This window comes from Shewanella sp. CAL98-MNA-CIBAN-0140, assembly GCF_040309905.1.
GTDB classification, from domain to species: Bacteria; Pseudomonadota; Gammaproteobacteria; order Enterobacterales; family Shewanellaceae; genus Shewanella; species Shewanella psychromarinicola.
The window spans coordinates 21,786-47,821 of sequence record NZ_JBEOPI010000010.1; the positions used below are offsets into that span (position 1 = coordinate 21,786).

Below are 26,036 nucleotides of genomic sequence, written 5' to 3' on the forward strand. Positions count from 1 at the left end.
TTAAGGTGCTTTTTATTGATTAATAACAAGAAATTTTCTATAAAAAAACCTGCAAATACAATTTACAGGTTTAATGATGAACGAATGCTTGAATTGGTTAACTTGCTGAATTATTGGCTGCCATTTGGCGTTGTTTTTTATACGCTTTAGCCGAGGCAGGAATGGGCGTCGTTCTGCCCGTTTCCAACCATTTCTTAAGTCGATTAGCATCGGCCATATGCGTATATTTGCCAAACGAATCTAACACCACAACCGCCACTTTACGTTTATCCATTTCGGTTAACATCACTAAGCAATGCCCTGCTTTGCTGGTATAACCGGTTTTGGTTAACGCAATGTTCCAATTATCTTTAAAGACCAGTTTATTGGTATTTTGAAAATCCAGTGCATAGCGTGGGCGTTTAAAAATAACGTGTTTTTTATTGGTTGAACTGAGCTTACCTAAAAGCGGATATTGCTGGCTGGCTTTAAGTAATAAAATAAGGTCATTCGCACTCGATACGTTTTCAGGTGATAAGCCGGTAGGTTCGACATAATGCGTTTGGGTCATTCCTAATGCGATTGCTTTATCGTTCATCGCCCGAACAAATGCCTTAAACCCTCCAGGATAATGATGAGCAAGCGAGGTTGCAGCACGATTTTCAGAAGACATGAGTGTCATTAACAACATGGTTTCACGGCTAACTTCACTGCCTAATCGTACACGTGAATAGACATTACGCATCACGGGTGAGTCAGTAATTTTAACCGATATTTTTTCATTTAACGATAATTTGGCGTCAAGGGTCACCATGGCGGTCATGAGCTTAGTCACTGAAGCAATGGGGACCGCTTGGTGTGGATTACTGGAATACAGCACTTCATTGGTTTTTAAGTCGACTAACATCGCACTGCTTGATGCTAACTCTTGTAATGATTGTTTTTGAGACACGGGTTCAGCAACTACCGAGGAGCTAATAACGGTATTTGAACATAATAAAGCGCAGGCAAAAAAGAAACGGAGTTTCATTATTCTCACTTGAAAAATAAACCTAATAAGTTCCTTGAGTATACGATAAAGGATTAGTCCGACAATAGATAAATAATCACTATTAGTGGGTTTGTAGTGAATGCTAGTCGGTTTTTAGTGAATGTTAGTGCATTTGTTGCCGCTCCAGCAAAAAACATAAATAATAGCGAGTACTGAGCACTGTCCAAACAAGCCTAGATACACACTATCGAGCAATACTGTACTCGCCAGATGAGACATATCAACAATATACTAGTTAAGCATTTGTCATCGTTTCGCGGTACGTGAACGACCCCGCGACATCGCTTCGCTCGGATCACGGGGTTTTCTCGACTGATTCGATAAAAAAATGAGTTTTAGTGTAGATACCGTTTTTTGTTAACTTCATGTTAAGATTAAATAGCTCGTTTAAAAAGAGAGTTTAAATGGATATTAACTTGCGTTTTTTTAGTCGATTAACCCCATGGCTCAATAGCTTATTAACCTCTAAAGCCTCCCTCAAAACTGAGACAGATGATGCGGAGCAAGGACGGATTTCGCTCAAGACCATAGCAAACCAATATCCGCTTAAAGCTTGTCGAGGCCCTATTACTCAGGTGATATTATACCCATCGCTTTATTCCAGTGACGATTTTGTTGGTAGAGAAACACAAATCAGCCAAATCACCGATGTGATGAACCAATGGCGTAATCATCATGGCGAAATCAGTGCCATTGTCTCGCCTGCGGGTGCTGGGAGATCTTCATTTTTAGGACAGCTGCCGCATTTATTGCAAATCATTTACGCACAAGACGCAAAAAACACACTGACTCCCGCAGTAAAACCGCTACCGGCCCAATGGCTACTAATGAGTTTTTACCAGGCGCCATTAAGCCCAAATGAGGCCATAGCTCATGTTTGTTATTGTTTTGGTATTACGCCACCAACAACCATCACCGAGACGATTGCCGCTATTAACCAGCAACCACCGCAGCTAATAATGATAGATGACATGCATAAGCTGATGTTACGAGTGATGGGTAATTATCAAGCACTGGTCACCTTTGCCACTATCGTAATGGAAACACGTAAACATCATTGTTGGATAATAAGCTGTGAAAAATTTGCATGGCAACGATTAAGCGCACAGTACCAAATTCACCATTTTATTAAGCATGTTATTCAGCTTGATTATTTTAATGCCACCGAATTAGCCACTATTCAAACAAAAAAATTGCTTGATCTAGGTTTAATCAGCAACGACTTCATCCCAAAAAGCCACTTACTGCGCAAGGTACAAACCAACAATGATCAAGCCAATGCCGTTAATCCCTATAATGACCAACTAAAACAGCTATGCACTATCAGCCAAGGCCACCCCAAATTAGCGACATTATTACTGCAGTATTCTCTTGCGCATCAAGTCGATATCAGCTCAGACAATCGTCCAAGTCATGGCATTGATATTTGCCGTATCAACTCATCTGCATTACAACAGTGCAAAGACAATGACTTATTTTCATTGGCAGAGATTTATATTCATGGTGGGTTACGAGTGGCTCAGCATGGACATATTTTTGCCATTACCATTGAACAAAGCAGCTTACAGTTAGAGTATTTAGCCCGCCAAGGACTGATTGTTGCCCAATATTCACAACAAGATTTTGCCGAGCATTTCTACTTTATTACCCCAACATTAAGCGAAATCATCGCTAGCCATTTGGTGAATAACAATAAGTTGTTTAATTAAACGAGGCGACAATGGACGATTCACGTAAAGCACTACAAGCATTTTTAGAGATTATTTCATTTGACCGAATAATCAGTATTTTAATGCTCTGCCTAATGGCATGGCTACTATTGGTATTAGTGCAATTTTGCTTAAATCAACTCAATAAAGCATTACCTAAATATCGTTTGATTTGGAACCGATCATACCCTTTTGTGCGTTTATTTGTGTGGCTTTGCGTGATCATTTATTCGATCGTTGGCATTATTGACCCCCACGAAAACTTAATCCTCGCGGTAGTAGGCTCAATTAGTATCGTGGTGGGCTTGGCGACGCAAGAACCGGCCAAAAATATGATTGCCGGATTTATTATTATGATCAATCCGCCTTACCGCGTTGGCGATATGGTGACATTATCTGGCCATTATGGTGAAGTCATTAAACTGGAATGGAGCGTAACGTGGCTGCGCACCTTTGACGATAATACTGTGATGGTGCCCAATGCCGAGGCATTAAAAACCGCAATATGTAACGCTAATAGCGGTGCTTTAGATGAAATGGTTGTCGTGAGTTTTACGATTCCGATAAATGCAGATCACCAAAAAGCCATTGTTCTGGCTAGGGAAGCGACTCAATGCTCACCTTATACTTTTTTAAATAAACCTATTGTCGTCAATTTGGGTAACGAGCACGGCTTTGGGCAGTTTTTACACACCATTACCGTTAAAGCGTATGTGATGGACGTGAGGTTAGAAAAAAAGTTTATGAGTGACATCAATATACGAGTACTTTCAGCGTTTAAAAATGCTAAATTTTATGATACATAACAAACGGTTCTTCAGTGATTTACGCTATAATTGACCCAATTGTTAAAATGGAGAATATGACTATGACACAAGATGAAATGAAAAAAGCAGCAGGTTGGGCAGCACTACAGTATGTCAAAAAAGACACCATCGTAGGCGTCGGAACTGGTTCAACGGTTAATCACTTCATTGATGCATTGGCAACAATGAAAGATGATATTGAAGGTGCAGTATCAAGCTCTGAAGCATCGACTAAAAAACTCATCGGACTTGGCATTGAAGTGTTTGACTTAAACAGTGTTGATTTGATTGATGTCTATGTTGATGGCGCGGATGAAATTAACGACCGCATGGACATGATTAAAGGCGGCGGAGCCGCATTAACGCGCGAGAAGATTGTCGCAGCGGTAGCAAAACGGTTTATTTGTATTGTGGATAATACCAAGCAAGTACCTATTTTAGGTGAGTTTCCATTGCCGGTTGAAGTGATCCCAATGGCACGATCTTATGTGGCACGAGAATTAGTCAAATTAGGTGGCGATCCGGTTTACCGTCAAGGCGTGGTGACCGATAACGGCAATGTGATTTTAGATGTGTACAACATGAAAATTTTAGATCCTAAAGTGATGGAAACTAAAATTAACGCGATTGTAGGCGTGGTAACCAACGGCTTATTTGCTAACCGCGGCGCCGATGTATTGCTAGTTGGCACCCCTGATGGCGTTAACACAGTAACCTTATCATAACCGACAGTGGTGACTTTTTGTGTTGCCACTTAAGCAATACCAATCCTATTGAATATGTGATCGTTCAGCGGGAGTTCAAAGTGCTGTAAGCAAGGCAGATGATTGAAGCGAATAGTGATTCCATTTCGAAAGCATCTAACGAAGCATAACGTACTTTGATACCCGCCAGAATAGAGTCACTCAGTCGTTCCACTTCCGCGTTGCATTGATTTAAATGGGATAATCATTTCGGCATCAATGCGCCTTAAATCAAACCCCTTAGCGACCCCGAACTGATCAGATATTTAATCAGCTTGGTATAGCACAATAGTCAAAACATAAAACGACCTAACTTCAATGCTAGGCCGTTTTATGTTATTGGTTCACCCGTTCAAACCCTACAGACTAATCAAAAACAACCTCATTAATTAACTCATTGTTTAACTCATTGTTTAACTCATTGTTTAACATCAACGCGACTGGCATAAACTTATTTAAAAGCCAATATACACCTTTTGCCTACTTGAGAATGTCAAATATTAGTCAATTATATTGTATGTGTTGTGACAATAAGGATGCTCCCCATTAAGCCGCTAATCACAGGGCCGTTAACCCAGCTAGCCGCCGCAGCCCTTGACGATAATCAGTTAGTCGCCATGGCAAAAACCGGTTGCGAACAGGCCTTCGCACAACTGTTTCGGCGCCATCACCAGCGAGTGTATGCCATCTGTTTTCGATTAAGCGGACAAGCTAGATTGGCAGATGATATGACGCAAGCGTGTTTTATTCGTTTATGGTTCAAACTGGATCACTTTAGAGGCGACAGTCGATTCACCACCTGGTTACATCGCTTATGTGTCCGCCAAGCCATTAACGAATTAAAAGTGCAACAATCATGGTGGCAACGATTTTTACCCATGGAACAACTTGACCCACTGGACGCACCTACGGTGGATTTTGATGACTATCATCAGCTCGATAAGTACATAGCTAAGTTGCCCCAACGCACTCGCATTGTCTTTGTTCTGTGTGCCATCGAAGGCTATCAGCATAATGAAGTCGCCGCATTGCTCAATATTGCCGAAGGCACGAGTAAAGCGCAGTACCATAATGCTAAACAATTATTACAAGAGATGCTTGAATAAGTCATTCACAGCAAGACCTTGAAAGCTTAGTCAAATCGATGTCATCACAGATGAAGCCTGTAACAGATTGATAGCCAGGTATTGCATCGCAATTAAGCGCTAAACCTCAACAACAAAAATTATCTCTTGGGCTTTGGCTTATAGCGGCAAGTATTGCAACCCTGACTCTGATGGCCGTGTGATTGTGGCAACAACCGCAAATACGGCATTAATGCAGCAAACTGGCGCAATAAAGACAACCGGCATTTTTATAGATGTAAACTAATAGATTCAAAAAATACCGCTACACGGATTTTACTTCGGCTGCGGTTAAATGACGCCATTCACCTGCCGCTAAGTCAGCGTTTAAATCGATACTACCCACAGCTTCACGGTGTAAATTAACCACGTTATTACCGACGGCGGCAAACATGCGTTTAACTTGATGGTACTTACCTTCGCTAATCGTCAATCTCACATGGGTGGGATCAATAATATCGAGCAAGGCAGGCTTAGTGAGTCCATCTTCATTGCGCAACTCAACACCATCGGCAAATATTTTTATCAAACTGTCATCAATGGGATCGGCTAATTCCACTAAATAGCGTTTGCCACAATCTTTCTTCGGTGAAGTGATTTTATGAGACCATTGACCATCGCTGGTTATTAATACTAACCCGGTAGTATCAACATCTAATCGACCTGCAATGTGTAACGTGTCCATTTTTTCAATATCAATCAAACTCAATACCGATGGATATTGTTCATCAATGGTTGAACAAATGGTGTCTATTGGTTTGTTTAACATGATGTAACGCTCGCCAATCACGCTAATTAAGGTACCGTCTAAATGCACCGCCATTTGCGGAAGTACCTTAAAACCAGAATTTTTCACCACCACACCATCGCAGGTAACGTCACCACGATGCAGGGCTCTCTTGGCGAGCGACCGAGTCAGTTCGGTACTTTCACAGATAAATTTGTCTAAACGCACAATGATTACTCAATCAAAAAATATTGACACTATTATGCTGCTTACGCACTTAAATAGAAATCAATCGCCGATATTTTTCACCTCCACGGTAATTTTCAGTTACACATACTCACAAAAAACCCTGTAAAAATCACTCTGTTTGGCTTGTTTTATAGACGGTTAAGGCCTTAACATACAATTCACAATAAAAGTAATAGCTTTTCCCTTTGGATAAAGGAGTTATTACTCAATTATGCAACACAGTCTGCAATACCCCATTGAAGGGTTCTTTAAATAAAGCAAAGGAAACAACATGAGAAAACTGGTTATTGGAGGTCTATGTGCCTCGTTAATTGCAGGCTTAAGCGCTTGTAATAATGAAAAGGCAATAGTTGCACCTGCAGCAGACGTGGCTAAAACAGCCACTGCCACTGCGGTAGCACAAGCCCTCACTTCAGGCATCAACTTTGACAACATCGACAAGTCTGTTCGCCCTCAAGACGATTTCTACATGTATGTTAACGGCGCGTGGTTGAACAAATCTGACATTCCAAGTGACCGTACCAGCATCGGCGCTTTTTACGACTTACGCGAAAACGCCCGTGATGACGTTAAAGCAATTATCGAAGACTTGAGTGCAACACCTAACTTAGCCGATGGTACTGACGAGCAAAAAGTAGCTGATTTATATCGCTCATTTATGGACGTTGACACCCTAAATAAATTGGGTATTGCACCAATTCAAGCTGAATTAGATCACATCGCCGCCCTGAAAGACAAACAAGAATTAACCGCTTTTTTTGGTGAAAACCAAGCTAATGGTGGTGGTACACCTTTAGCCTTTTATGTTGACATCGATGCTAAAGATTCAAGCCGTTATGCCACACACATTTATCAGTATGGCTTAAGCCTGCCTGAGAAAGATTATTACTTTAACGACTCAGAGCGTTTCGTTAATATCCGTAAAGCTTTTGTTGAACATGTGGAAAAAATGTACAGCTTAGCTGGCTTGCCAGACGCAAAAGCCAATGCTGAAGCTATTTTAGCGCTAGAAACCCAAATTGCAGAAAAGCATTGGGACGTCGTTGAAAATCGCGACAGCACCAAAACCTACAACCTATACCAAGTTAGCAATCTACCAGAATTGGCCTCAGAAATTAACTGGGATGGCTATTTAGCAGCGTTAGGCGGCGACAAGCAAACTGATATCATTATCAACCAACCAAGCTATATCCAAGGCTTAAACGAGGTCCTTAAAAACAACGACCTTGCGACTTGGAAAAACTACATGACTTGGATGACATTGACTCACAATGCCAACAATTTATCTGAAGCATTAGATAACGAAAACTTTGCGTTTTTCTCTAAGACTCTAAACGGTCAAGAAGAGCAAGAACCGCGTTGGAAGCGTGGCGTTAGCACCGTTAGCGACACGTTAGGCGAAGTTGTCGGTAAAGTGTATGTGAAACGTCATTTTGCGCCAGAAGCCAAAACCCGTATGGAAAAGTTAGTTAGCAACCTAAGCGGCGCTTATAGCTCAAGCATTGATTCATTAGATTGGATGAGTGCAGGCACTAAAGTGGCAGCAAAAGAAAAACTGGCTAAATTTAATCCTAAAATTGGTTATCCAAATAAATGGGCTGATTACACTAAATTAACCATTCAAGCAGACGATTTAATCGGTAATGCTAAGCGTGCCGCAGTGGTTCAGCATAACAAAGACATCGCCAAGCTAGGTCAACCAATCGATAAAGACGAGTGGCACATGACCCCACAAACGGTTAATGCTTACTACAACCCAACCATGAACGAAATCGTTTTTCCAGCGGCAATTTTACAGCCTCCGTTCTTCAATCTTGAAGCCGATGACGCGGTAAACTATGGTGGTATTGGTGCGGTTATCGGCCACGAAATGGGCCATGGTTTTGATGATCAAGGTGCGAAATTTGACGGTGAAGGTAACATGCGTGACTGGTGGACCGAAGCTGACTTAACAGCATTTGAGTCAAAAGGTAATGCGTTAATCGCTCAGTATAATGGCTATCAAGTATTTGACGACCTAAACGTCAATGGTAGCCTAACATTAGGTGAAAACATTGGGGACTTATCAGGTGTCACTATCGCCTATAAAGCTTACAAAATGTCACTTAATGGCAAAGAAGCACCGGTCATTGATGGCTTAACCGGCGATCAACGTTTCTTCATGGGCTTCACCCAAATTTGGCGGGTAAAGATGAAAGAAGAATCACTGCGTAACCGCGTTGCAACTGATCCGCATTCACCTGGCCACTTCCGTGCTCTTGGTTCGCTATCGAACATGCCTGAGTTCTACAGCACTTATGACCTGAAAGAAGGCGACAAGATGTATATTGAACCTGCTAAACGTGTAAAAATTTGGTAATTCAGACGCAGTGAAAACTGATTAACGTCACAATTCCTCATAAAAGGGCATCATTTGATGCCCTTCTTTATTAAACCTTGTTCATTCAGCCCCTATTCAGCCAAAAAGCGGTACATTGAGTTACAGACATTACGCTGGAGCTATTCAATGAATAAGTTATTTCGTACCTTTTTTATCTTCTTAATTTTACTGTCTACCCGTGGTGCTATTGCTCAACCTAACGAGGTTAAATATAACAAGTTAGCCCAGCCTTCAGACTTCAGCCAAAAATCAACTAATGATATTGAGCAGCTATTGGCGCTATATGAGCACGACGCTGACATTGTCGTACAAGATACCGATAACTTACATGCTCTGATGACACGAGCACCATTAGCGCAGCAAGAACTCATTGACCTACTGCACATTATTAGCCAGTCAAGCAACACTACAACCATTATTCCTGCCATTAAAAGTTATCAGCGTGCGGCTCAAAAAGTGCAAGCAAAATTCAATGGCGACGCCAGTCAGCTGACCGATATAGCGCGAGCCAGTGTGGTGGCCAATGACGTTAAAAGCTTATTATCAAGTTACCATCAACTGCGTCAACACACCGAAATAGTGCAATTAAAAAACCGCTTTTCTCGCCCAAAAATGTCAGGCTATCGTGACTTAAATGTATTAGTAAAATTGCCCGCAAGCCAAATGGTGGTTGAAGTACAGTTTCATTTAAATGATATTGCCGACATTAAAAGTGGTCCAGATCATCATATTTATGAGCATATTCAACAGATAGAGTCACAAGCCAAAGCAACCTCTAGACGGTTAAATGATATAGAACAAGCCATGATAGCCAAGCTTCGTCAAGACTCGCACAAGCAATATCATAAAGCGTGGTTAAGTTATAAACGTCAAAGTTTATATAGTTCACAACAACAAGTTGCATAAACACTGATAACTATCCTTATGATGAACAACTCACACCGCCTAGGCCTTTTCTAATCATGACAAGTTTCCACCCTTTTAGCGCTCATATGAGCGCTTTTTTTTTGCCAAATAAGATCCACTACAATCACATCTGCTATACTCGCGCCCATTACGATACGATCTGCTGGACAATGCTATGAATGACATTATCGAACTGCTACAAGAGTTAAGTGAAACTGTACCCGTGCCACTCGAATTGCCCACCTTTGAGCAACTTGTAGAGGTTGAAGAACAGATCTTAATTGGTTTGCCCAACGATCTAAAAGAATTCTTATTGTATGGCAGTGATGTTATTTATGGCACGCTTGAACCCGTTACCGCTGCGGATCCTTACTCGCACACTTATCTACCAGAAGTCGCCTGTTATGCTTGGTCTATTGGATTGCCCCGTGAACAAATTGCCATTTGCCAAATCGGCGATAGCTTTTATTGTATTGATGAAGAAGGCCAAGTGAAGTTTTGGAAAAAAGGCCGATTTAGCGACAAAGTCTGGGAATCATTTTGGCATTGGGCCGAAGATGTGTGGCTTAATCGATAAGCTAATCTGTTAACCTTAAGTTACGGTTAAATAAACAAATAAATAAACACTAATGATGAGAACGATCATGTCGAAAAATACCGGTTTAAATGCGATTGAAATCCAATGTTTGCGTCAGTCTTTAAGCCTAACAACAGAACAAGTTGCTAGCATCACTAAGGCCAGTAATGAAGATGTGATGTCATGGGAGTCTGGTGAGAAAGAAGCGCCTATTCCCGCTCAGAAAAAGTTGTTAGACATCGATGATATTATCGAAATGCAAGTGCTCAATACCTCTGATGGCATTGAAGAGCTATTTAAAAAAGAGCCTAAACGTCGTTTAGCGTTTGTGGTCTATCCAACTCAGGCTCTCTATACCCAATACAATCCTGAATTTTTAAGCTCTTTGCCATTAACTGAACTGTACAATGCAGCAGCTTGGCGTATTAAAAAAGAATGTAAACTCGTACTTGAAGTGGATGTAAGCTTAGTCGCACTCGATGCCGAAGCCTATAAAGCTTATCGTGCTGATAACGGCATGAGCGAAAGCCGAGAAAGCCGCGCTAAATGGGCGGCGACTCAGTTATAAAAACCTCCATTTTACAGTCAATAACTAAAAGGAAGCTTCGGCTTCCTTTTTGATAACGCTTATTTAGCGACATCGGCAAGTGCTACTGTTTTGGCTAGCGCAGCGGCCAAAGCAGGACGTTGCTTTAGTCGATCGCGATAGGCGGACAACTTTGGCGGCAGATGTTGCTCGAATCCCAAAGCCCAACCTAAGGTTTGTGCGAGTAAAATATCGGCAACCATAGGCTCGCTGCCACATACAAACCCAGCCTCTGGTATCCAAGTTTCAGCAACCGCAGCCGCTTGATCAAACTCCCATTTGGCCACAGCAAACATCGCGTCTACGCGCAGTTTTTTTGGTAACGCAAAACGATGCTTACCCATACTCCACAGCGGTTGTTCAAGCTCACTAATCACAAAACTCACCCAGCGTTCGTGAATACCAGACTCTTGAGTACCTAGTTTTGGCAACCATTTACCTTGGCCATACTTTTCCGCTAAATAACGCATAATGGCCGCGGATTCGCTTAACACGAAATCACCCTCTGTGAGTACTGGCATTTTTCCACTAGGGTTAAGGGCTAAAAATGCGTCACCTTTATGTTCGCCATTAGCAAAATCGATAGCATGAAACTGCCATGCAATACCTAACTCTTCTAAAAGCCAAGATACGCGTAGCGCACGACTTTTCTGGGTTCCGTATAACGTAATCATTTAGGTTCCATATAATATAGTGAGGTTAATGAGGATAAAAAAAGCCACATTGCACCATGAGTGAATGTGGCTGTAATTTATCTTATGACGTTGTGATTAGAAGTTCATTGTAACTTTAGTATAAATATAACGGCCTAATGGGTTATGAACGCCCATTGCATAACCATAAAGGTCGGCATCACCGTCACCAATGGCAAATGATGGATCTTCATCAAACACGTTATTAACCCCTACAGATAACTTGACCGTGTCATTGAAACGATATGAACCAGACATGTCCACTAACAACTGGGCATCAACGGTACGGGTTTTATTGAAGTCTTCAAATTCGCCGATATAACTTAAGTTAACGTTGGCAGCAAAGTCATCCATGTTCCAGTTAGTTGTTGCTAACCAACGGTGCTGTGGATACTCATACTCACCAGTGTAATCAACAATATCGCCATCAATTTCTTTTTCAAAGCTGATTAAGTAGCTGTACTCTACACCAAACTTAACCGTACCGTAGCCGTCTAATTCAAGGCCATAATGAGTCGATAAATCCACACCTTGTACTTCTTGTGAACCAATATTGACGAATCCAGATTTAATCACATCAAGCGGACCAAATGTCTGACCTGCTTGCGGTGCATTTCGCAAACAGACCGTACTGTTTTGATCATTACAATTTTCATCATAAAGAACCTGGTTTTGAAGTGAGTCAATCTTGTTATCTTGGAGAATATTGTATATATCAACACCAATATCAAACTGCTGATCTGGGGCCCAAATCATGCCCACATTCCACGTTTCAGACTCTTCAGCTTTAAGGTTAGGGTTTCCAGCGAATATAAAGTTGTAATCCAATAACTCACAATCTACGTTATCAGCTTCACAACGATAGCTATCAATTAAAAAGTCACTCTTCTCAGAAGGGCCTAAGCCGATTTGTGCTAACGATGGGGCACGGAAACCAGTAGACCATGAACCTCGAGCAGTGACCTCGTCACTAATGCCCCATTGGAAAGCGATTTTAGGATTCGTGGTTGAACCAAAGTCACTGTAGCTGTCATAACGACCCGCTAACTGCAACTCAAAGTTATCTGCAACAGGGATAGAGAATTCTACATAGGCAGCATGTTGGTCTCGTGAACCAAACGCAGATATCGCTTCAGTACCAAAAATCAGACCTCGTTGAAACTGCTCATCTGGCACGTCACTGACGCTTTCTTCGCGGTATTCTGCACCGGCAGCCATCATAATATCGCGATCAGCAATCGTAAATGCTTGGCCTGTAATACTGGCGTCATAAGCAGTGATGCTCGACTTACCTTGTCTTACTAGGCTAGTGGTGATGCGATCAATCACCTCTGGCGAGTTGATAGTAGCGCCAAATGGGTTGTAGTTACCGGCATCTATTTCAGCTTGTAAATAATCGGTTCTTACCCAACCCTGTGAACGGTCACCGGTTTGGGTTGACTCACTGCGACCACGTTGCGCTGATACTTCCCAGTCCCAATCGTTTATGACGCCACGAAGGCCGGCAACAATACGCATGGTATCTGATTCGATATCCCAACGACGAGGGCCAGCATCAACCGTACGGTAGCGGCCGATATCGATGTCTTGTCCAAAAGGATTGTTAGGATGAGTACCAGGCACGGTTAAACCTGCATCTTCATCTAATGGCGTTGGTGCTCCGCCAGCCTCAGACGTGTTGTGTTGTACTGACAACTCTAAAAATGCGGTTAAATCTTCACCTAACATATAATCAAACTGGCCAATAGCACCGACACGCTCAGACGTTGGGATCGTTAAGTTGTATGGACCGTAATCAAACAAACAGCTGCCACTTGCTGTCGCATTCTCAGCGGGGCAATCTGGGTCAATCGTTTTAACACCATTGACATAGAAATAACCCGGGAAGCCACGTGATGAACGATAATCTTCACCGCCATAAACTGATTGATTAGCGGTGCCAAAACGGCCCATTTCGTCTGCAGACAAGGTGCCATTGGTAAAGTAATCAAGGATAATTGACGCACTGCCTTTTTCGGCTTTTACGCCCCATACTAAGCTGGCTGTCGTTTCGTCATAACCGGTACCACTGTCATCACCATAACCTAGGTTAAGTTCGATACCTTCAATGTCTTTTCTTAAGACAATATTGACCACACCGGCAATAGCATCAGAACCATAAATAGCTGATGCACCGTCTTTAAGAATATCGATACGCTCAATAGCCGAAACAGGAATATTATTAATATCAACAAACGAATTTGAAATCCCTTCAGCAAACGCACTCGATCCAACACGGCGACCATTAATAAGTACCAGAGTCGCATCAGGGCCTAAGCCACGTAAACTGATTGATGCTCCACCGTTGGCAGTAGAGTCTTGGCTATTTCCACGCGTTGAGAATGCACCAGAACCGTTTGCAGGCATCCGCTCTAGCAATTGTTGTAGGTTGTCAAAACCCATGTTAGCAATATCGTCTTTATTCAAAGATTGTACTGGTGAAGGTCCTTCAATATCGGTGCGTTTGATACGAGAACCGGTCACTTCAATTCGTTCAACCTTTGCATCGGCACCTGCATCAGCAGCTTGTGTAACAAAGGCGATAGGTGCAAGAGATAGTGATACAGCGATAGCGCAAGCGCTGCGTAAAAGGTTAGTTTTTTTCATGATCATCCTTAACGTTAATTTATTGTTTTAAATCCATGACTACTGCAAACTGCGGTAACAACATTACCGCCTACTACTTTGTTGGATTCTAATGTACCTGTTCAAGTTAGGTTAAAACTTAATAAAGTCAACACAAGATAGTAACGTAAATGTAACTAATCACTTAGTCGAGAGTAAATAATGAATAAAAAGTGAATTTAAATGCTTTGATATGGAGATCAGATGAGGGATAAAACACTCGTGAGTGGCCACTTTAATACCAACCTAGCTCGGTACTGGTTATGGTCTACCTACGTAACATTCTGCTTCAACGTTATGGCTATTACATTGTTACTATCATGGTTTCCATTAAGAATTTTAGTGACAAAACGTTACATCACAAATATGAGTGCTCAATTAATCGAGCAGAAACGCATTGTGCGTGCAAACTTACTCACTAATTCTGAACATACTGATAGGGCATTTATTCAAGCGCACATGATGCACATCTTTGGCCTAGATAAACTCAGCGTAAACAAACACAATTGAATCCGCTATAAGAGCTCTAATTAACCTAACAGGTGTTATTGATGCAACGGGATTTAGAGCACAAATACGGGTACGAAAATCATTCCTAAATGGGTTAAAAAAACAACACATCGACCACCCCTAATACGGATGCATTGCTCCTCAACTATCTACAAAAAATGCACGCAAGCTTATTATCGATAAAACAATCATTAACCGTTAAACAATCAAATTAGGTCGTTTTTTATCATGCTTAATCAACAAACTGCATTAGCCCTACAGTGGATGTCTCGTGTTAACACCCTCTTTAAAGCCACAGGACCGGGAATCTTAATGGCCGCTGCCGCGATTGGCGCCTCTCATTTAGTCGCCTCAACCCGAGCGGGAGCCGAGTTTGGTTGGCAGCTTGCGTGGCTGATTTTATTAGTTAATATCGTTAAATATCCTTTCTTCGCCGCAGGCGCTCGCTACACCGCAGCAACGGATGAGAGTTTATTGCACGGCTATTATAAGCAAGGTCGTGGCTATTTAATGCTGTTTACCGGGCTTAACGTTATTGCCGCCATTGCCAGTACGGCGGGGGTATGCATGTTAACGGCAGCAATGCTAACCCAGTTTATTCCGCTATCGATTGATGTATTAGCGCTAATTGTACTGGTCAGCTCATTGGCATTATTGATTTTCGGCCACTACAAACTGCTTGATAAAATGACCAAGATCATCATGTTGGCACTTACTCTAACCACATTAGTCGCCGTAGCATTAGCCTTTAATCGGCATACAGGATTCGGGGCATCAGACGTTGCCGAATCGCCTTGGCAATGGGCTTATGTGGGCTTTTTAGTGGCGATGATGGGCTGGATGCCCGCGCCAATTGAGGTCAGTACTTGGAACTCATTATGGTTAATAGAAAAACGTAAAACCCAAACGGTGACCGCCAAGCAGGCTATTTTTGATTTTAATCTAGGCTATGTCACCACGGCATTACTGGCGATTGTATTTTTAGCCTTAGGCGCATTAGTGATGCACGGCAGCGGTGAACGATTCTCAGATTCTGGCGCGGTATTTGCTTCACAATTGATCACTCTTTACAGCCAAGTGATGGGCAATGAAAGCCGTTATTTGATTGGGATTGTGGCGTTTCTATGTATTTTTAGCACCACAGTGACGGTAATTGATGGTTATAGCCGCACACTCGATATGGGCTGGCGATTGCTGACAAATAACCCTGCTCAACGCTCGCACCTAACGGCAATGATGCTAGCCATCAGCGCCTTAGGGTTATTACTGATTTTATTTTTTAAAGGCGCATTACTGCCTTTACTAGAATTTGTGATGATATTGGCCTTCATGACTACCGTCATTTTTGCCTGGTTAAATTACCGCTTAATGACCAGCAAATCTCTAGATGCTAAACATCGTTATGGCCCGGTAATGGTCGGACTCTCTTGGGTAGGCTTACTGTATTTAACCGGCTTTGCTGGGCTATTTATTTACTGGTATCTAGCTAAATAATCTCACTAAAAGCCTAGAACGCTGCGCTGCTAGTACGCTTCGCGGCTAGAGGCTATAAAATCAACAGCCTAGCAGCGAAGCGATACTAGCAGGGATAGAAATCGATTACCGTTCTAGCAGGATTAATCTGACTAATGAATGATTACCCGTTATAATAGCAATTAGTCAATTGACCTAAACCATTAATGCGCCGCCGCGCCAGAGAACCTTATGATTAACAATGATATTCTTCGCCGTATTCGCTTTGTGTTTGATTATTCAAATGCCAAGATGACTAATATTTTCAGTCAAGCCAATGTAGAAATGTCTTCAGAGCAAATTATAGCGCTGTTGAAAAAAGAGGAAGAAGAAGGTTATCAAGCATGTAATGACACATTAATGTGCCAGTTTTTAGACGGTTTGATCATTAATAACCGTGGCTTAAAGCCTGGAACAGAAGTGCCGACACCGTTAAAGCAATTGACTAATAACCTTATGTTCAAAAAATTACGCGTCGCGCTCGAAATGCGTGAAGAAGATATTATTGCCACATTAGCTTTAGCTGATTTTGCGATGACTAAATCTGAGTTAAGCGCGCTGTTCCGTAACCCTAATCATAAAAACTATAAGCCTTGTGGCGACCAAGTATTAAGAAACTTCGTCAAAGGTTTATCGATCAAACACCGCGGTAAGTAATATATAACTTGATATTGATATAATACCGTATTAATGCGTAGCTTAGGCTGCGCATTTTTGTTTCTGGGGTTTACATTAAAACAACACAATAGTGAGCGATGAATAAAAGTACTTAATAAAAATGTGATTTAACTCACTTAACCGACCACAAAAAAGAACAGACGTGATAATCTACAATTACAAAAAAAGCCCTATTCTAATAACGATCTAACACATTAAGGTTTCCCCATGGACGATAACAAACGCCCCCTCTATCTTCCTTTTGCTGGCCCAGCGATCCTTGAATCACCTCTGCTTAATAAAGGCAGTGCATTTAGTGAAGAAGAACGCGTATTTTTCAACCTTGAAGGCCTCATTCCTTGGGTTATTGAAACCATTGATGAACAAGCTTCACGTGCATACGAACAATTTAAAAGCGTCACCAATGATCTTAATAAGCACATCTATCTGCGCAATATTCAAGATACTAACGAAACCTTATTTTACCGTTTAGTGCGTAATCACATCAGCGAAATGATGCCGATTATTTACACCCCTACGGTGGGTTTAGCCTGCGAGCGTTTTTCTAAAAATTATCGTCGTAACCGCGGATTATTCATTTCATATCCAAATAAAGATCGTATTGATGATATTTTGAATAATTCCACCCGTCAGAAAGTCAAAGTCATTGTGGTCACTGACGGAGAACGTATTCTCGGCTTAGGTGACCAAGGCATTGGTGGCATGGGGATCCCGATCGGTAAATTATCGCTATACACTAGCTGTGGTGGGATCAGTCCAGCATACTGTCTTGCGGTGACCTTAGATGTGGGTACCGATAACCCACATTTACTTGAAGACCCTATGTACATGGGCTGGCGTCATCAACGAATTGGCGGCGAAGAATATACTGAATTTGTTGAAGCCTTTATGCAAGCAGTAAGTCGTCGCTGGCCTGATGCATTGATTCAGTTTGAAGATTTTGCGCAAAAAAATGCTATGCCACTACTTGAGCGTTATAAAGATCAATACTGTAGTTTCAACGATGATATTCAAGGCACTGCTGCTGTTACTGTCGGCTCACTACTGGCCGCTTGTAAAGCCGCTAATAGTAAACTTAGCGAACAACGTATTACCTTCTTAGGTGCAGGTAGTGCAGGTTGCGGAATTGCCGAAGCCATTGTGGCCACAATGGTGTCAGAAGGCATTAGTGAACTACAAGCGCGCTCACAAGTATTTATGGTCGATCGTTGGGGCTTGTTACTCGACAACATGCCTAACTTATTACCCTTCCAACAAAAGCTGACCCAACATTGCGCCACGATTGAAGCGTGGGACAACTATAGTGACAATATTTCGTTACTTGATGTGGTTAATAATGCCAAACCGACAGTATTGATTGGGGTCTCTGGCTCACCAGGCCTGTTTACTGAAGAAATCATTCGAGCAATGCACAGCCATTGTAAACGCCCTATTGTATTCCCATTATCGAATCCAACCAGCCGCGTTGAAGCAACACCAAAAGATATTATGCATTGGACATCAGGCCAGGCATTAGTGGCAACAGGCAGCCCATTTGAACCTGTGGTCATTAATGGTGAAACCTTTGAGATAGCACAGTGTAATAACAGCTTTATCTTCCCAGGTATTGGCTTAGGTGTTTTATCTTGTGGTGCAAGACGCGTGTCCGATGAAATGTTAATGGCATCAAGCCGCGCCTTAGCAGAATGTTCGCCATTAGGTAAAAATGGCATAGGTTCGCTGCTGCCACCTCTAGAAGAGATTCAATCTGTCAGTAAGTATATTGCTTTTGCCGTTGCCAAAGCGGCAATTGATCAAGGTTTAGCCTTACCTTGTACCGATGATTTGCTGCAGCAATCAATTGAAGCTAACTTTTGGGAACCTGAATATCGTCGTTACAAACGTACTTCATTCTAAGAACTGTTAAGTTTCATTGGGCACTTTAGTATTGTAAAGCGCTGATCCTTGATAGAAAAATAACTGATTTAAAAGGTTAATCGTCTTTTAAACCATAAAAAATCCCAACCTAAGTTGGGATTTTTTGTCTCTATCATCACGACGAACTTAGGCAGACATCACTTGTCTAAAGCTGTTTAATAATGGACGATCGGTACGCGCTTTTTTAAGCTTACGTAAACACTCTTTCAGTGATTGCTCAGCTAAGCGTCCAAATACACCATCATATTCGTTATTATTCATCTCTTCTTCAGACTCAGCACTATCAGCAATCTCTTGCGCTGCTCGACTTAATTGCATCCATGCATTGGCAATATAAAAACCATGAAATTCGGCTTTAGTCATCAATTTCTGTGCACTTGCTGGCAAGGCATTCCATCCATTGGTAAATGCGTTCGCTTTGTCATCCATTAACTCTTTAAACAAGCCTTCGTAAGCTTCAAGTAAGGTTTCAGGTAACTTGGCCATGGGTAATACTTTATTAGCAACGTTATACGACACTTGCTTAACCACTTGTTGATACTGTTGATCTACTGCTGTCATTGTTTATCTCTCAATTAAAATCGGCCTCTAAAATACCCAAGCCACTTCAAAATGCTCGTTTCAGACTCCCAAAGGGCAAGCCGAGAAACGACATGTTTCTGCGCAATATACAAGCTAAAAGCTACAAGCGAAAAGCCTAGAGCCTAGGACGCTACGGGGCTAGATCCTATATAATCTTGTTAGCAAGCGGTGACGAGCGATATCAATAGATGTCAAGCCAAGAGCCCAAGTGCTAGACAACTCTATCCGTGATCGCAGCGTTCGCTTGTTATCGTTTCTGAAGCTTTACTAGCAGCGCAGCGACCCTAACAGGACGCAGCCCACCCTAGAACCTAGTCGCTGTAGGCGCCCTATTCCTAGACCCTTGAAATCTGGTCATTTGGGTATACAACATACGTCGCTGCATATTTAACATCACCTGACGTTGCTAAGCTTCCTTCTGCACCACAAGGTAATAATACTGACAGCATACTTAATACGATAATTTGCGTAATTCTTTGCAGTATTTCTATCTCAGTTTATCCCGAGAGGCGTCTTTATACTCGTGAAGATGACTGAATGCAAATTGGATAATATCGCCAGAGAAAATAGCAGAAAAGAGCATGTTGTCACATTATTGATAAGACAAAAATATCATTTAACCTAACTAAAAGGTTATAATTTCATCACAAGACTTTTCCCGCTGAAGTCTGTACGATTCAAGAACAGAAGCTTCATAATAATAAAATTGAGAAATTGTAGCCTTGTCAGTCTTAAAGTTAACTCACATTATTAGTGTCATTATGCTCGTTTTTATCATTGGATTAACCAGCATCGCTTATGCTAATCCGATAGATAATCCCCGTGCCGATGAAATTTACCAGCTATTTGACAGCGGCGGTTTTATTTCTGATAAAGAAAATCGTAAGTTACTCGACGAATATAAAAGTATACTGTCCACCGACGATATTGTTCGGCAAAAACTCTATATTCGCCTTAATTGCTGGAGTTTACCGACTAACACAACCGAGAAAATAAAAGCGGCAGTTAACTACGCTGATGAATACCTGCAGATATACAGTCAGCCAACCCCATCATTAATCGGCATTGACCTGCAATATTGCAAGGCGTGGTATCTGCACGCACAAGGGAAAAATGACAGCTTATTCGCCGACCTTGACGCGGCCATCACCAGCGCTTATCTACTTGAAGATCCGCGTTTAATTGCCGATGGCCGTAGTATTAGAGGTTCAATTCTGTCCTATTTAGGCAATTTTTCTGCGGCACTTGAGGATCTGATCACTGCGCAAAACTTATATGAGTCGCTTAATTTAACTTATTGGGCCAATGTCAATTTAGGTGACCTAGCAAATAGCTATCGCCGCTTTGGCGATGCTCAAACCGCGTTAAAATATCAAATAAAGCTCGAAAAAAATTACCTACAAAATAAACAACGTTATGAAGCCAATCTAACAAATAACCAAATAGCACTATCATTGGAGAAACTTGAACGTTACGAGGAAGCCATTGCGCGCTACCAAAAAACTCACGATTTTTGGTTAACAGAAAATCACCCGATTGCTGCTGCCGATGCATCTATTAGTATTGCTGGCAATTTCATCAACTTAAATAGACTCAACGAAGCCGATGATATTCTCCAACGGGCTCAAAAGTTGATTACACCAGATAATGATAATAGTTATAGCTACATGAATTTATTTATGGCCGAGGTGCATTACCTGCAAAATGATTACGACCAAGCCATAATCAAGATTAATAACGCTGAAAAGGCATTTAACTTTAGTAATAACATCCGTGGACTCAATCAAGCATTACAACTAAAGAGTAAAATATATCAAGCTTCCCAGCAGTGGCAACAAGCCTATGAGGCGCTGGCGTTATTTGTAGAATCTCATTTATCACTCGATAAACAAGTCTTTTCAGAACGTAATGCAGAGATGCAAGCTCGATTTAATACCAACAAAATTCAAACCGAAAATGAATGGCTTATTCAGCGTGATAAAGATAAAGAAGCGCAATTAAATATTATGCAGCGCAATGAGCAGATGCAGATCGTTATCATCATCTTAGTTGCGATTATTTTATTGATTGTGTCAATCTTCGCCTACAAGCAAGTGATAAGGAAACAACTCTTTAGACGCCTAGCACTAACCGATGAGCTCACCAAACTCGCCAATAGACGTGACACATATGCTCAAGGTAATCACTTCTTATCATCATCAAAACAATCGGGAAGACCTTTTTCGATTATTTCTTTTGATGCAGACCATTTTAAAACAGTGAATGACAAATTCGGCCATAACATGGGCGATAAAGTACTGGTAAAACTGGCGTCAATTAGCGCAAGCATGATGCGAGAAACCGATATTGTAGGTCGTGTTGGCGGTGAAGAATTTTTAATTTTATTGCCTAATATTGATAAAGCTAAAGCCATTGAAATTGCCAATCGCCTAGTGCTCACCATCGAAAAATATGATTGGTCTCAAATATCAGCCGGACTGCATCAAACCGTCAGTGCCGGTGTGGCTAGCTATAGTAACGAGGAAGACTTGTCACCCTTGTTACTCAAAGCCGACAAAGCGCTCTATTGTGCCAAAGCTGCTGGGCGAAATTGTGTTAAAGCAGCATAAACGAGTATAATTTTACCGTGTTTACTTAATAATAGTGTTTATGACTGCAACCAACCCAGCTTTAGTGCCAGATATTGGCTCTGCTAGCCACTCAATCAATGAGCCAACACCCGAGCCATGTCCGTTGACAGCGGCCCAGCTTGATGTGCTCAATCGCCAAATAAAGCTATGGGGTAAAGAGCTTGGCTTTGCCCATATTGGCGTCGCAGATATTGACTTAAGCCAACATGAGACAATATTACAAGATTGGTTAGACAAGGGTTATCACGGTGATATGGCTTATATGGCCGCGCACGGAATGATGCGCGCGCGACCCGCTGAACTGCATCCCGGAACCATTAGAGTGATTTGTGCTCGGATGGACTATCTTCCCCCTGATGCGGGTTTTGCCAGTAATTTAACCGACCCCAATCTGGGCTATATTTCTCGCTACGCCGGTGGGCGTGACTATCATAAATTAATCCGTCAACGGCTTAAAAAACTCGGTGATAAAATTAACCAGTATTGCCAACAACTCGACTTTGGCGCGACTGATTTTAGACCCTTTGTCGATTCAGCGCCTATTTTAGAGCGTCCATTAGCCGACAAAGCGGGGCTAGGCTGGACAGGAAAACACTCGTTACTGTTACATCCTGATGCGGGAAGCTGGTTTTTCCTTGGCGAGTTATTAATTAACTTACCGTTACCATTAGACATACCAATCGAAGAAGGCTGCAATACTTGTGTCGCCTGCATAAAGTCATGCCCGACCGATGCCATTGTAGCGCCCTATGTTGTCGATGCTAAGCGGTGTATCTCTTATTTAACGATTGAATTAAAAGGCGCTATCCCAGAAGAGTTTCGCCCACTAATGGGCAATCGTATTTATGGCTGTGATGACTGTCAGCTAGTGTGCCCAGTCAATGCTAAAGCACCACTGACCCAAGAGACAGATTTCCACACTCGCAGCGCCCTTATTCAACCTGATTTACTGACCTTATTTGCTTGGTCTGAAACTTATTTTCTCAGCCAAACAGAAGGCAGTGCGCTGCGCCGAATGGGCCATAAACGTTGGTTACGTAATATCGCGATTGCATTAGGTAACGCCCCTGCTAATCCAGCTATTATTACTGCATTAGAGCAACGTAAACACAGTGAAGAAGTGGATGATATGGTACTTGAACATATTGAATGGGCATTAGGACAACAAATACAAAAAGCGCCACAATCGGCGCTTTCACGTAAAACTCAACGAGTGATCAGATCAATACAAAAGGGTTTACCCAGAGACGCATAAACTAAAAAGCCCCTAAGCATTAGAGTCTAAGGTAAAACCCACTTTAACGGTTACTTGCCAATGAGCAATTAAGCCTTCTTCTAAGTGGCCACGGGTTTCGATAACTTGAAACCAGCGCAAATGTAGTAAACTTTTATTGGCTTCTGCAATCGCATTTTTGACCGCCTCATCTGAACTGATTGGTGATGACCCGACCAGTTCAATCACTTTATAAGTGTGGCTCATGATAACTCCTATTGTCAGCTGAACATCCTTACTTTTATTGTAGTCAATAATGGCCCAACTCACACATTATCGATGAAGGACCAATGAAACCACCGTTACTACACTCAGCGGTCAACAACTGAGCACTGCAACGAAGTCTGCATTAAACCGCTCAGACGACTTCAGTAAAGCGACTATTAATCAGATGGATATCTATCAGGCTTATATCATGCCAATTAAGATAAACGCCTAAGCACTTTAGCCGCTGCAATCATATTCCGCAGCGCTGGCTCAACCTCATCCCAGGTACGGGTTTTTAAACCACAATCAGGATTAACCCATAACTGTTTCACCGGCACCTTTTGCGACGCTTTAGTCATTAAGTCGACCATTTCATCAACGGTTGGAATATTCGGCGAATGAATGTCATACACACCGGGACCAATTTCATTAGGATAATGAAAATCTTCAAAGGCACTCAGTAGCTCCATACGCGAACGTGACGTCTCAATGGTGATGACATCTGCATCCATCGCCGCTATGGCATTAATGGTGTCATTAAACTCGCTGTAACACATGTGTGTATGGATTTGAGTTGCATCTTCAACACCTGCAGCCGATAACTTAAACGCATCCACCGCCCAGGTTAAATAATCTGCCCATTGGCTTTGTTTAATCGGTAAACCTTCACGAAATGCTGGCTCATCAATTTGAATAATGCCAATACCTGCGCTTTCTAAATCGACCACTTCGTCACGTACTGCTAATGCAAGTTGGTTGGCAATATCTTTACGAGGAATATCTTCACGAGCGAACGACCAATGTAAAATGGTCACCGGACCCGTTAGCATGCCTTTAACGGGCTTGTCGGTTAAGCTTTGCGCATAGGTAGCCCAGTCGACCGTCATTGGTTTTGGACGAGACACATCGCCATAAATTAACGGTGGCTTAACGCAACGAGAACCATAACTTTGCACCCAACCAAATTGAGTAAACCCAACACCGTCTAATTGTTCACCAAAATACTCCACCATGTCATTACGCTCAGCTTCGCCGTGGACTAGCACGTCGAGACCCAATTTAAGTTGACGAGAAATGGTGTCTTGAGTAACTTGCTCAAGCTGTGATCGGTAATCATTGTCATTGATTTCGCCTTTACGCCAGCGACTGCGTAACCCCCGAATGGCTGGCGTTTGCGGAAATGAACCTATGGTGGTTGTGGGTAATAATGGCAGCGCTAACTTTTGTTGTTGGGCAATGATACGGCGGGCAAATGGACTGTCACGTTCAAAATCATCAGCGGTTAACTGCGACACACGTTCAACAACCTGTTGATTAGCTGCTGCAGCTTTTGCCAAGCGGCGTTGCTGGCAACGATCAATAATCGCTTGGCTAGTTGCTGAACCTTGCCCAACGATTAATTGATAAATTTCGTTAAGTTCAAATAATTTTTGTTTCGCAAAAGCTAATTGGCCAAGTAATGGCGTAATTAATTGGCTTTCAACCTCGACATCCACAGGACAATGCAACAATGAACATGAAGGTGCAATCCACAAACGATCGCCTAACCTGGTCGCTAATTCGGTCACTTTATCAGCAATCAAATCAACATCAGCAGCCCACACATTGCGACCATTAACCACCCCAATAGAAAGTACCTGTTGACTAGAAAGCGCATTAACAAACACATCAAGCTGTTCTGGCGCGCTGACTAAATCAAGATGTAGCCCCTCAACCGGTAATGCACTCACCAATGCTTGATGATGGGCAATAGAACCGTAATAACTGGCGAGTAAAATATTTAAAGATGCTGGCTTTTGTTGCGCTAACGTTTGATAACTTTGACGAATAGCTTGCTGCCACTCATCGGTTAAGTCTGCCGCTAATACCGGTTCATCAAATTGCACCCAACTCACACCTTGGGCTGCAAAACGAGACAAAATTTGCTGATAAGCAACCAGTAACGGCGGTAATAACACCAACTTATTAAACTCAGTGAGGCTTTTAGATAAGTATAAATACGTCACTGGACCGAGCAGCACAGGTTTTGCTTGATGACCTAATTGCTGCGCTTCTGTAACATCATCAAACAGTTGGTCGTAGGCTATTTCGAACGCTTGATCAGCGCTCAATTCTGGCACTTGATAATGGTAGTTAGTATTAAAAAACTTGGTCATTTCTGCCGCACACGCATGTTGGCCGGTTTGCGAACGGCCACGAGCCACGCGAAATAAGGTGTCAATATCGACAGGGGCTTGGCTGCCATCAGCTTGAGTGACCCGATGACGAGCGGGGATCACATTTAAGGTCGCACTCAGGGTTAACACTTGGTCATAATAAGCAAAATCCCCTACAGGCAGTAATTCAACACCTGCATCTGCTTGCCACTGCCAATGGGTGCGTTTTAATTCACAGGCAACGTTTTTCAACTCCGTTAATGTGGCTTCACTGCGCCAATAGCGCTCTAAAGCAAACTTCAATTCACGCTGACGTCCTATGCGAGGAAATCCTAAACTTGAAATTTTCATACTGCTTGCCTTTTCGTTAAGCAAAAA

Annotated in this window: 20 protein-coding genes; 13 read left to right on the plus strand and 7 right to left on the minus strand. The window is 42.2% G+C overall.

Features of this window, described 5'->3' with window-relative positions:
• Positions 1-97 precede the first annotated feature (97 nt).
• On the minus strand, positions 98-1,009 hold the full coding sequence (gene pbpG, locus AAEY93_RS07040) for a D-alanyl-D-alanine endopeptidase (RefSeq protein WP_101032642.1): 912 nt from the start codon (positions 1,007-1,009) through the stop codon (positions 98-100).
• 425 nt (positions 1,010-1,434) lie between these two features.
• Between pbpG and AAEY93_RS07045 the strand changes: the two genes are divergently transcribed.
• The 4 genes from AAEY93_RS07045 to AAEY93_RS07060 all read left to right on the plus strand — a co-directional run bounded on the left by AAEY93_RS07045 (position 1,435) and on the right by AAEY93_RS07060 (position 5,394).
• Entirely contained in the window at positions 1,435-2,739 is a 1,305-nt protein-coding gene (locus tag AAEY93_RS07045) for an ATP-binding protein (protein ID WP_351075690.1), read from the plus strand.
• Positions 2,740-2,750: 11 nt separating this feature from the next.
• Entirely contained in the window at positions 2,751-3,545 is a 795-nt protein-coding gene (locus tag AAEY93_RS07050; RefSeq protein ID WP_351075693.1) for a mechanosensitive ion channel family protein, read from the plus strand.
• Between the two features lie 62 nt (positions 3,546-3,607).
• Positions 3,608-4,270 carry a ribose-5-phosphate isomerase RpiA gene (rpiA, locus tag AAEY93_RS07055; protein ID WP_101032643.1) on the plus strand — a complete coding sequence of 221 codons (663 nt, stop codon included), beginning with the start codon at positions 3,608-3,610 and terminating at the stop codon, positions 4,268-4,270.
• 554 nt (positions 4,271-4,824) lie between these two features.
• Positions 4,825-5,394 (plus strand): RNA polymerase sigma factor, encoded by a 570-nt coding sequence (locus tag AAEY93_RS07060; protein ID WP_502959324.1) that lies wholly within the window; start codon positions 4,825-4,827, stop codon positions 5,392-5,394.
• A 283-nt stretch (positions 5,395-5,677) separates the two neighbouring features.
• Here the strand turns inward: AAEY93_RS07060 and rsuA are convergent, their stop codons facing one another.
• Positions 5,678-6,367, minus strand: a complete 690-nt coding sequence (gene rsuA, locus AAEY93_RS07065; protein ID WP_351075697.1) for a 16S rRNA pseudouridine(516) synthase RsuA — start codon at positions 6,365-6,367, stop codon at positions 5,678-5,680.
• A gap of 292 nt (positions 6,368-6,659) precedes the next feature.
• Between rsuA and AAEY93_RS07070 the strand changes: the two genes are divergently transcribed.
• The 4 genes from AAEY93_RS07070 (at position 6,660) to AAEY93_RS07085 (ending at position 10,819) form a co-directional block, all read left to right on the plus strand.
• The gene (locus tag AAEY93_RS07070) at positions 6,660-8,747 is read left to right on the plus strand and encodes a M13 family metallopeptidase (RefSeq protein WP_351075700.1); all 2,088 of its coding nucleotides are present in this window, start codon (positions 6,660-6,662) and stop codon (positions 8,745-8,747) included.
• 147 nt (positions 8,748-8,894) lie between these two features.
• A complete protein-coding gene (locus tag AAEY93_RS07075; protein ID WP_351075703.1) occupies positions 8,895-9,674 on the plus strand; it encodes a RelA/SpoT-related domain-containing protein in 780 nt (259 codons plus the stop codon).
• A 175-nt stretch (positions 9,675-9,849) separates the two neighbouring features.
• Positions 9,850-10,251 carry an SMI1/KNR4 family protein gene (locus AAEY93_RS07080; protein ID WP_101032647.1) on the plus strand — a complete coding sequence of 134 codons (402 nt, stop codon included), beginning with the start codon at positions 9,850-9,852 and terminating at the stop codon, positions 10,249-10,251.
• Positions 10,252-10,318: 67 nt separating this feature from the next.
• The gene (locus AAEY93_RS07085; protein ID WP_351075707.1) at positions 10,319-10,819 is read left to right on the plus strand and encodes a DUF4447 family protein; all 501 of its coding nucleotides are present in this window, start codon (positions 10,319-10,321) and stop codon (positions 10,817-10,819) included.
• Positions 10,820-10,878: 59 nt separating this feature from the next.
• On the opposite strand, the gene AAEY93_RS07090 is transcribed toward AAEY93_RS07085, so the two are convergent.
• Together AAEY93_RS07090 and AAEY93_RS07095 are read right to left on the minus strand one after the other, a co-directional pair.
• Complete coding sequence (locus tag AAEY93_RS07090) at positions 10,879-11,511, minus strand: glutathione S-transferase family protein (RefSeq protein ID WP_351075710.1); 633 nt, start codon at positions 11,509-11,511, stop codon at positions 10,879-10,881.
• 96 nt (positions 11,512-11,607) lie between these two features.
• Positions 11,608-14,175, minus strand: a complete 2,568-nt coding sequence (locus AAEY93_RS07095) for a TonB-dependent receptor (RefSeq protein ID WP_351075713.1) — start codon at positions 14,173-14,175, stop codon at positions 11,608-11,610.
• A gap of 756 nt (positions 14,176-14,931) precedes the next feature.
• Here AAEY93_RS07095 and AAEY93_RS07100 point away from each other — a divergent pair.
• The 3 genes from AAEY93_RS07100 (at position 14,932) to AAEY93_RS07110 (ending at position 18,789) form a co-directional block, all read left to right on the plus strand.
• Complete coding sequence (locus tag AAEY93_RS07100) at positions 14,932-16,197, plus strand: NRAMP family divalent metal transporter (RefSeq protein ID WP_351075716.1); 1,266 nt, start codon at positions 14,932-14,934, stop codon at positions 16,195-16,197.
• A 210-nt stretch (positions 16,198-16,407) separates the two neighbouring features.
• Positions 16,408-16,872: a YehS family protein gene (locus AAEY93_RS07105; RefSeq protein WP_101032653.1), complete on the plus strand. Its 465-nt coding sequence runs from the start codon at positions 16,408-16,410 to the stop codon at positions 16,870-16,872.
• Positions 16,873-17,100: 228 nt separating this feature from the next.
• Positions 17,101-18,789, plus strand: coding sequence for an NAD-dependent malic enzyme (locus AAEY93_RS07110; protein ID WP_124013599.1), 1,689 nt, complete (start codon positions 17,101-17,103; stop codon positions 18,787-18,789).
• A 147-nt stretch (positions 18,790-18,936) separates the two neighbouring features.
• On the opposite strand, the gene AAEY93_RS07115 is transcribed toward AAEY93_RS07110, so the two are convergent.
• Positions 18,937-19,371 carry a DUF3069 domain-containing protein gene (locus AAEY93_RS07115; RefSeq protein WP_124013598.1) on the minus strand — a complete coding sequence of 145 codons (435 nt, stop codon included), beginning with the start codon at positions 19,369-19,371 and terminating at the stop codon, positions 18,937-18,939.
• Positions 19,372-20,153: 782 nt separating this feature from the next.
• Here AAEY93_RS07115 and AAEY93_RS07120 point away from each other — a divergent pair.
• Complete coding sequence (locus AAEY93_RS07120) at positions 20,154-22,001, plus strand: tetratricopeptide repeat-containing diguanylate cyclase (protein WP_124013597.1); 1,848 nt, start codon at positions 20,154-20,156, stop codon at positions 21,999-22,001.
• Positions 22,002-22,035: 34 nt separating this feature from the next.
• On the plus strand, positions 22,036-23,277 hold the full coding sequence (gene queG, locus AAEY93_RS07125) for a tRNA epoxyqueuosine(34) reductase QueG (RefSeq protein WP_502959325.1): 1,242 nt from the start codon (positions 22,036-22,038) through the stop codon (positions 23,275-23,277).
• Positions 23,278-23,289: 12 nt separating this feature from the next.
• Here the strand turns inward: queG and AAEY93_RS07130 are convergent, their stop codons facing one another.
• Together AAEY93_RS07130 and metE are read right to left on the minus strand one after the other, a co-directional pair.
• Positions 23,290-23,502: a dodecin gene (locus AAEY93_RS07130; protein ID WP_101032658.1), complete on the minus strand. Its 213-nt coding sequence runs from the start codon at positions 23,500-23,502 to the stop codon at positions 23,290-23,292.
• A 215-nt stretch (positions 23,503-23,717) separates the two neighbouring features.
• Entirely contained in the window at positions 23,718-26,009 is a 2,292-nt protein-coding gene (metE, locus tag AAEY93_RS07135) for a 5-methyltetrahydropteroyltriglutamate--homocysteine S-methyltransferase (protein ID WP_351075728.1), read from the minus strand.
• Between the last annotated feature and the right edge of the window lie 27 nt (positions 26,010-26,036).